The sequence below is a fragment of the Stenotrophomonas maltophilia genome, from assembly GCF_004920835.1.
GTDB classification, from domain to species: Bacteria; Pseudomonadota; Gammaproteobacteria; order Xanthomonadales; family Xanthomonadaceae; genus Stenotrophomonas; species Stenotrophomonas maltophilia_AQ.
This window is the reverse complement of sequence record NZ_QFHO01000032.1, coordinates 42500-49940: the sequence shown is the minus strand read 5'-3', so window position 1 is coordinate 49940 and position 7441 is coordinate 42500. Positions and strand designations below refer to the sequence as shown.

General features: G+C 64.7%; 4 protein-coding genes and 1 riboswitch. Of the genes, 3 read left to right on the top strand and 1 reads right to left on the bottom strand.

Annotated elements, in window-relative coordinates; genetic code table 11:
- Positions 1 to 107 precede the first annotated feature (107 nt).
- Entirely contained in the window at positions 108 to 1685 is a 1578-nt protein-coding gene (locus tag DI041_RS18060) for a BCCT family transporter (RefSeq protein WP_136639585.1), read from the bottom strand.
- 246 nt (positions 1686 to 1931) lie between these two features.
- A riboswitch (TPP riboswitch) is annotated at positions 1932 to 2033 on the top strand.
- Between the two features lie 82 nt (positions 2034 to 2115).
- Here DI041_RS18060 and thiC point away from each other — a divergent pair.
- The 3 genes from thiC (at position 2116) to DI041_RS18045 (ending at position 7349) form a co-directional block, all read left to right on the top strand.
- Positions 2116 to 3960, top strand: coding sequence for a phosphomethylpyrimidine synthase ThiC (gene thiC, locus DI041_RS18055; RefSeq protein WP_046983048.1), 1845 nt, complete (start codon positions 2116 to 2118; stop codon positions 3958 to 3960).
- 133 nt (positions 3961 to 4093) lie between these two features.
- On the top strand, positions 4094 to 4765 hold the full coding sequence (locus DI041_RS18050) for an ion channel (protein WP_136639586.1): 672 nt from the start codon (positions 4094 to 4096) through the stop codon (positions 4763 to 4765).
- 259 nt (positions 4766 to 5024) lie between these two features.
- Positions 5025 to 7349, top strand: coding sequence for a winged helix-turn-helix domain-containing protein (locus tag DI041_RS18045; protein WP_046983047.1), 2325 nt, complete (start codon positions 5025 to 5027; stop codon positions 7347 to 7349).
- The last annotated feature ends 92 nt before the right edge of the window (positions 7350 to 7441 follow it).

Genomic DNA, 7441 nt, shown 5'->3' with positions numbered 1-7441 from the left:
GTATAAGAGACAGCCGCCCCGCCCAACCAGTAACAACCCAGAGCCGCCTTGGCTTCGGCCGTTGCCTTTGCCTGAAAAAGCGGTGCAGCCGCAGGCTGCAAACACCCTCAATCCTGATCGTGCGCGCGTGCCGCCTCCGCCTGGGTCTCTTCCTGCGCCGCCATCTCGCGTGCGATCCACGCATCGATCATGTGCCGCTGGCGCTGCGCCTGCCGCCGCTCGCGCGTGTACTCCTGGTCCAGTACCCGGTACAGCGACACCATCACCAGCACCATCAGCAGCGCGAATGGCAACGCCGCAATCGTGATCATGCCCTGCAGTGCCTCCAGCCCGCCCGCCAGCAGCAACGCACCGGCGATCAATGCAATGCCCACGCCCCACGCTACCTTGTGCTTCCGCAGTGGCTCGCCGGCATCGTCGGTGGACATGCTGGCCAGCACCAGTACCGCCGAATCGGCCGAGGTCACGAAGAAGATCATCAGCAGCACCAGCGCAATGCACGACAGCAGCAGCGGCAGCGACATGCTGTCGAACATGGTGAACAACACCGTTTCGTATCCGCTGCCCAGCGCCTGCACCAGGTCGGCCTGGCCGAAGATCTGCATCCAGATCGCGGTGCCGCCGAATACCGAGAACCAGAAAAAGCCCAGCAGTGTCGGCGCCAATACCACGCCGATGACGAACTCGCGAACGCTGCGCCCGCGCGAGATGCGCGCAATGAACGAACCGACGAACGGTGCCCAGGAAATCCACCACGCCCAGTAGAAGATCGTCCAGTCCGCGACCCAGGTGCTGGACGAGAACGGCGACATGCGCAGGCTCATCGTCACCAGCTGGTTCAGGTAGGAGCCCAGTGTGGTGGTGAAGGTGTTGAAGATCGCACCGGTCGGGCCCAACACCAGCACCAGTGTCAGCAGGACCACTGCCAGCGCCAGGTTGAAGTTGGACAGCCACTTCATGCCACGGCCGACGCCGCTGAGGGTGGACGCCATGTACAGCACGAATGCGACTGCGATGATGCTCAGCTGCAGAGGAATGCCCGCATGCAGGCCGAACACGCGCTGCACGCCCGCGGCGATCTGCACAGTGCCGAAGCCCAGCGCGGTGGCCACGCCGACCGCGGTGGCCACGACCGCAGAGATGTTGACCACGCTGCCGATCCAGCCGCGGTGGTGGCGACCGATGATCGGCTGCAGCATGTCGCTGACCTGGCCGCGACCGTTGCGGTTGAACTGGAACCAGGCCATCGCCAGGCCGATAAGGGCGTAGATCGCCCACGGGTGCAGCCCCCAATGGAAGAACACGTAGCGCATCGACGCACGCGCCGCGTCCATGCTCTCGGGAGCGAGGCCTTCAGGGGGCTTGCTGAAATGCGAGATGGGTTCGGCCGCACCCCAGAACACCAGGCCGATGCCCATGCCGGCAGCAAACAGCATCGACATCCAGCTGGCGCGGGAGAATTCGGGCTCGGCGTCCTCGCCACCGATTCGCAGGTTGCCGAAGCGACCGAAGGCCAGGTACATGAGGAACGTCAGCGCAAGGAATACGACCAGCAGGTACAGCCAGCCGACGCTGCGGATGACATCGGTCAGCGCCGATTGCACCACGGCATTGAAGGGCCCCGGTGCAACACCGGCAAGCAGCACCAGCAGTAGAACCAGCGCGATGGAAACGCGAAACACCATGAAGGAGCTTCTCCGATCAAGGGATTGAGGGGAGCGAGCAGAGCTTGCTGCGAGGGGGCCGGCGGCATGCAGCACGAGCCGGGCAGGGGCCGCGAAGACGGCAACGGAAACACCGGCCGCAGCGGCACGATGCGCGTGCACGTTACTGAATGCGATGTCACGGTTCTGTTAATGCTGATGGAGCAGCGCCATGCCATGCGTGGATGAATCGCCAGGAGATGCAGTGGTTTCTATGCTCTAATGCACGCCAAGAAGCGGGGGTACCGCGGCCTGGTGGCCACGGTTGAGACAGTCCCTTGGAACCTGATCCGGCTCATACCGGCGTAGGGAAGCTTTGCAGTGCAGCCGTGCCCGGACTCCGCCCAAGGACCGTCCGCGCGCGGCAGCAGTGCGCCGCCGCTTCGTCCCTGACCTTTCTGGACGATGCCCGATGAACGCACAGCTCTCCGCCCTGCAGCAACAGGCCCAGCAACTCTCCGAATCCGTGACCCGGCCGATTCCCGGTTCGCGCAAGATTCACGTGCCCGGCTCGCGCCCGGACCTGCTGGTGCCGATGCGCGAGATCGCGCTGACCCGCACGCCGACGCTGTTCGGTGGCGAAGAAAATGCACCGGTCACCGTCTATGACACGTCGGGCCCGTACACCGATCCGGAGGTGCGCATCGATCTGTCGGCCGGCCTGCCGGCGCTGCGGCGCGGTTGGGTGGAGGAACGTGGTGATACCGAGCAGCTCGACGGCCTGAGCTCGTCGTTCGGCCGCGACCGCGAGCATGACCCGAAGCTTGATGCGGTGCGCTTCCCCGCGCGCAGCCTGCCACGCCGTGCGCGCGCAGGTGCCAACGTCACCCAGATGCACTACGCGCGCCGCGGCATCATCACGCCGGAGATGGAGTTCGTCGCCATCCGCGAAAACCAGCGGCTGGACGCGATCCGCGATGCCGGCCTGCTGCAGCAGCACCCGGGCGAAGCGTTTGGTGCCTCGATCCAGAAGATCATCACCCCGGAGTTCGTGCGCGATGAGATCGCACGCGGCCGCGCTGTGCTGCCCAACAACATAAACCACCCGGAAAGCGAGCCGATGATCATCGGCCGCAACTTCCTGACCAAGATCAACGCCAACATCGGCAACAGCGCGGTGTCCTCGGGCATCGCCGAGGAAGTGGAGAAGCTGGTGTGGGCGATCCGCTGGGGTGGTGACACAGTGATGGACCTGTCCACCGGCAAGCACATCCACGAAACCCGCGAGTGGATCATCCGCAATTCGCCGGTGGCGATCGGCACGGTGCCGATCTACCAGGCGCTGGAAAAGGTCGACGGCCGAGCCGAAGCACTCACCTGGGAGATCTTCCGTGACACGCTGATCGAGCAGGCCGAGCAGGGCGTGGACTACTTCACCATCCACGCCGGGGTGCTGCTGCGCTACGTGCCGCTTACTGCCAAGCGGGTCACCGGCATCGTCAGCCGCGGCGGTTCGATCATGGCCAAGTGGTGCCTGGCACATCACAAGGAGAACTTCCTCTACACGCACTTCGAAGACATCTGCGAAATCATGAAGGCCTACGATGTGACCTTCTCGCTGGGTGATGGGCTGCGCCCGGGCTGCATCGCCGATGCCAACGACGCCGCGCAGTTCGGTGAGCTGGAGACACTGGGCGAACTGACGAAGATCGCCTGGAAGCACGACGTGCAGACCATGATCGAAGGCCCAGGCCATGTGCCGATGCAGCTGATCAAGGAGAACATGGACAAGCAGCTGCGCGAGTGTGGTGAGGCGCCGTTCTATACGCTGGGCCCGCTGACCACCGATATCGCACCCGGCTACGACCACATCACCAGCGCGATCGGCGCGGCGATGATCGGCTGGTTCGGTACCGCCATGCTCTGCTACGTGACGCCGAAGGAGCATCTGGGCCTGCCCAACCGCCAGGATGTGCGCGACGGCATCATGGCCTATCGCATCGCCGCGCATGCGGCCGATCTGGCCAAGGGCCATCCGGGCGCGCAGGTGCGCGACAACGCGTTGAGCAAGGCGCGTTTCGAATTCCGCTGGGAAGACCAGTTCCACCTTGGCCTGGATCCTGAGAAGGCCAAGGAGTTCCACGACGAGACGCTGCCCAAGGACGCGCACAAGCTGGCCCACTTCTGCTCGATGTGTGGTCCGCACTTCTGCTCGATGAAGATCACCCAGGACGTGCGCGAGTACGCCGAGTCGGGCATGAAGGAAAAGTCGGAGGCGTTCCGCGCCGCGGGTGCCGAGGTCTACCACCAGAGCTGATCCCGAGCGGGTAGCGCCCGGCCATGCCCGGCGACGCGGTGGTCCAGGAAACCCGCCGGGCATGGCCCGGCGCTACCGGAGCCTCACATCCGTCCCGGTTATCCTCCGCCCATCACCCCGGGGAAGGGACGCCATGCCTGTTGCCTTGACTACCCGCTGGCTGGCCATCGCCCGCCGCATTCCGTCCGCCTGGCTGCTGGGCGCACAACTGCTGGCGGTGCTGTTGTATCCGGCGCTGGATGACACCGCCAGTGGCCGTGCGGCACTGGGCATGTTCGGCATGGCGGTGCTCGGCCTGGCGTTGTGGGTGGTGCAGCGCAGTCCGCTGGGCACCTGGTTGGCGCTGCTGTTGGCGATCCCTGCAGTGGTGTTCTCGCTGGCTGGCGCGCTGCTGGACCGTAGCGCCCTGCTGACCACCGCACAGTTGCTGGAGAGCCTGCTGTACTTCTACACGGCCGGTGCGTTGATCGCCTACATGCTCCAGGACCATAAGGTCACGCGCGATGAACTGTTCGCAGCCGGTGCAACGTTCACGTTGCTGGCCTGGGCATTCGCCTTTGCTTTTTCTGTGTGCCAGCAGTGGTATCCGGGCAGTTTCCAGGGCACAGGCGGGGGGGCGCAGCGCACCTGGATGGAGTTGCTTTATCTGAGCTTCAGCTTGCTGTCAGGGGTGGGCTTGAGCGACGTCGTGCCGCTGCATCCACAGGCACGCGCATTGGTCATGCTGGAGCAGTTTTCCGGCGTGATGTACGTGGCTTTGGTGGTTTCGCGACTGGTCGGATTGACCATGCTGAGGCGCGTTTGAAAATGAACGCCAGATAAAAATTTCGCGCCCAAAAGGGCGCGAATAGTGTTGCGAATTATGTGAATGCGTCGGCGAGAGAGAGCCTGATGTCGACCACGCGATAGGCGAGGTAACCGGCATAGGCTAGTATTCGCGCGCTTCATTGTTTTTGCGGTATGCGCCGATGCTTTGTGCGGAGTCTGGCTTTTCGCTGTTCCCAGGACGGGACGGTATCGAAGGCGAACACTGCCCGGGACCTGTCTCCACTGTGTAGCGGAAAATGAACAGCAGCGAATTCCAGCCCCCCGGATTCGATCGGATCCGGATAGGAGAGTGCACCGTCACTCTGTCCTCGCGCGAAGTCGAGGTCGTCGGTGCGCGTCGCCCGCGCCGGCTGACGCCGAAGGCGTTGGGCGTGCTGCGCGCGTTGCTGCGGCAGCCGGGTCGTGTCGTCACCCGCGATGAACTGTTTGCCGAAGTGTGGCCGGACACGCTGCCGACCAACGATGTGCTGACCCAGGCCGTCACGCAGCTGCGCAAGGCCTTCAGCAACGACGACGACAATGGTCAGGCCTATATCGAGACCATCGCCAAGACCGGCTATCGCCTGCTGGTGCCCGTGCAGGTGCTGGACGATGTCGAGCCGGTCTCATCGCTGATGCCCGATGACGAGCCCGTGGAAGTGCAGCCAGCCACTGCGGCGATTGCCGTGGTGCCTGCGCATGTGCAGGAGAAACGTCGCCGTTGGCGTCATGTCCGTCGTCGCGTGCTGCTGCTAGTGGGTGTGGTGATGCTGGTTGCGTTGCTGGTATTAACCGCGCTGCTGCTTCGCCGGGCACCGGCCAGCAGTTCGGCGGTGGACGCCGCCGTGGAGAACGGCACGCGAGTGATTGGCAGTCCAGAACGACCCTATCGGCTGATCACTGCGACCAGCGGCTTTGAAACCTATCCCACGCTCTCACCTGATGGCTCGCTGGTGGCCTATGAAGGCGCCAACGAAGATGGCACTGGCGGTGGCGCGATCAAGGTGCAGACCTCCGGCAACGCACCGGCACGGCAGCTCCTGGTGCCACCGGCCGGCGCGGTCGATCGTTTCCCGAACTGGTCGCCGGATGGGCGCGAGATCGCCTTCGCGCGTTTCTCTGCCGATGGTGGCTGCCAGGTGCTGGTCGCCAGCGCCACCGGCGGTGCAGTGCGCCAGGCCACGCGTTGCGATGGCACCGAGCTGCTCAGTTTCGACTGGACCCCCGATGGCCGCGGGTTGGTGTTTGGCAGTATGGTCGGGCGCTACGCACATCGCGGCATCCGAGTGCTGGATCTGGCCAGCGGCCAGTGGCGCGCGCTGGAATACAGCGTCGACCAGGATGACTTTGACTACGCACCGCGCTATTCGCCCGACGGACAGTGGCTGGTGTTCGTGCGCAATCCGCAGTTGGGTGATCTGTGGCGCATGCCGGCCAGTGGTGGTGTGCCCGAACAATTGACCAACGAAGCGGCCGAGCTGCGTGGCTGGGCCTGGCTGGACGATGGCCGCACCATCGTGTTTGGTCGCCGCGTCGACAGCGAAGCGCGGCTTTACTACCTGGATGTCGAGCGGCATACGCTGCGTGATGCCGGTCTGGATGATGCACAGTGGCCGGCAGTGTCGCGCCGCGGTGGCATGCTGGCCTTCGTTCACCGGCGCGCTCAGTTCGGCGTGTTCAAGGTGCCGATGCAGGGCAATGGCGCGCCTGAGCGCCTGTTTGCTTCCAGTGGCCGCGATGGGCAGCCGATGGCCGCGCCGGATGGGCGGCAGCTGGTTTTCACCTCCGATCGCTCCGGCAGCTTCGCGCTGTGGTGGGCGGATATGCAGCGCCCTGATTCGCTGCGACCCATTGAAGGGCTGCGGCCGGAAGCGCGGCAGGCGCCGGACTGGTCGGCCGACAGTCGGCAGTTGCTGGTGGTCGGCCGCGACCAGCATGGACGGACCGTGGTCTATGAAATCGCCCCGCGTGATGAACGCCTGCACCCTTTGCCGGTCCCGGCCGAGCAGCCCCTGCAGGCCTTGTATGGAGCCACGCCGGAACAACTGCTGGTGGTCGAGCGCGATACCGACCAGCGCACCCGGCTGAGCCTGTTCGATCGCAGTGTGCAGCCATGGCGCCTGCTGGCCAGCATCGATGGTGTTTCGCAGGCGCGATTCGACCGCAACAGTGGCCGGGTGTTGTTCACGCGGTTGGCCGCTGGCGGGCTGTGGTCGGTGGACGCGGCGCTGTCGCCAGCCAGCGTGCAGCAGATCAGTGATGACCGGCCCAGCCGTTGGCGATACCGGGCCTGGACCGTGGCCGGCAACAGCAGCATCGGTTACCTGGGCACATCGACCAGCTGTGGCACGACTCTGGTGCGGATCCAGGTCGGTCGCGAGGAACCGGAGCGCTGCCTGGACGCAGAACGGCTCAGTGCCGGCAACGGGCTCAGCGCCAGTACCGATGGACGTGACCTGTTCGTGGCGATGGCGGTCAGCGATGGTGCCGACATCGGTGTGATGCGGTTGCCTGAACGCCCGCCCGCGCTGTTCCCGGCTTTCTCCAAGTTGCTGTTGTTCAAGGGAAATGGGCCTTCGTAATTTTTTCGTCGGGACCTCGCCGCGAATTCGTGGCGATCTCGTCGGACTTTCCTGACGCGGTGCCGCCTGATTTGGCAAAACGGAGTCCTGTA

Excerpts from the sequence above, each read along its gene's own strand:
- thiC (WP_046983048.1), top strand. The coding sequence starts at position 2,116 with ATGAACGCACAGCTCTCCGCCCTGCAGCAACAGGCCCAGCAACTCTCC.
- DI041_RS18050 (WP_136639586.1), top strand. The coding sequence starts at position 4,094 with ATGCCTGTTGCCTTGACTACCCGCTGGCTGGCCATCGCCCGCCGCATT.
- DI041_RS18060 (WP_136639585.1), bottom strand. The coding sequence starts at position 1,685 with ATGGTGTTTCGCGTTTCCATCGCGCTGGTTCTACTGCTGGTGCTGCTT.
- DI041_RS18045 (WP_046983047.1), top strand. The coding sequence starts at position 5,025 with ATGAACAGCAGCGAATTCCAGCCCCCCGGATTCGATCGGATCCGGATA.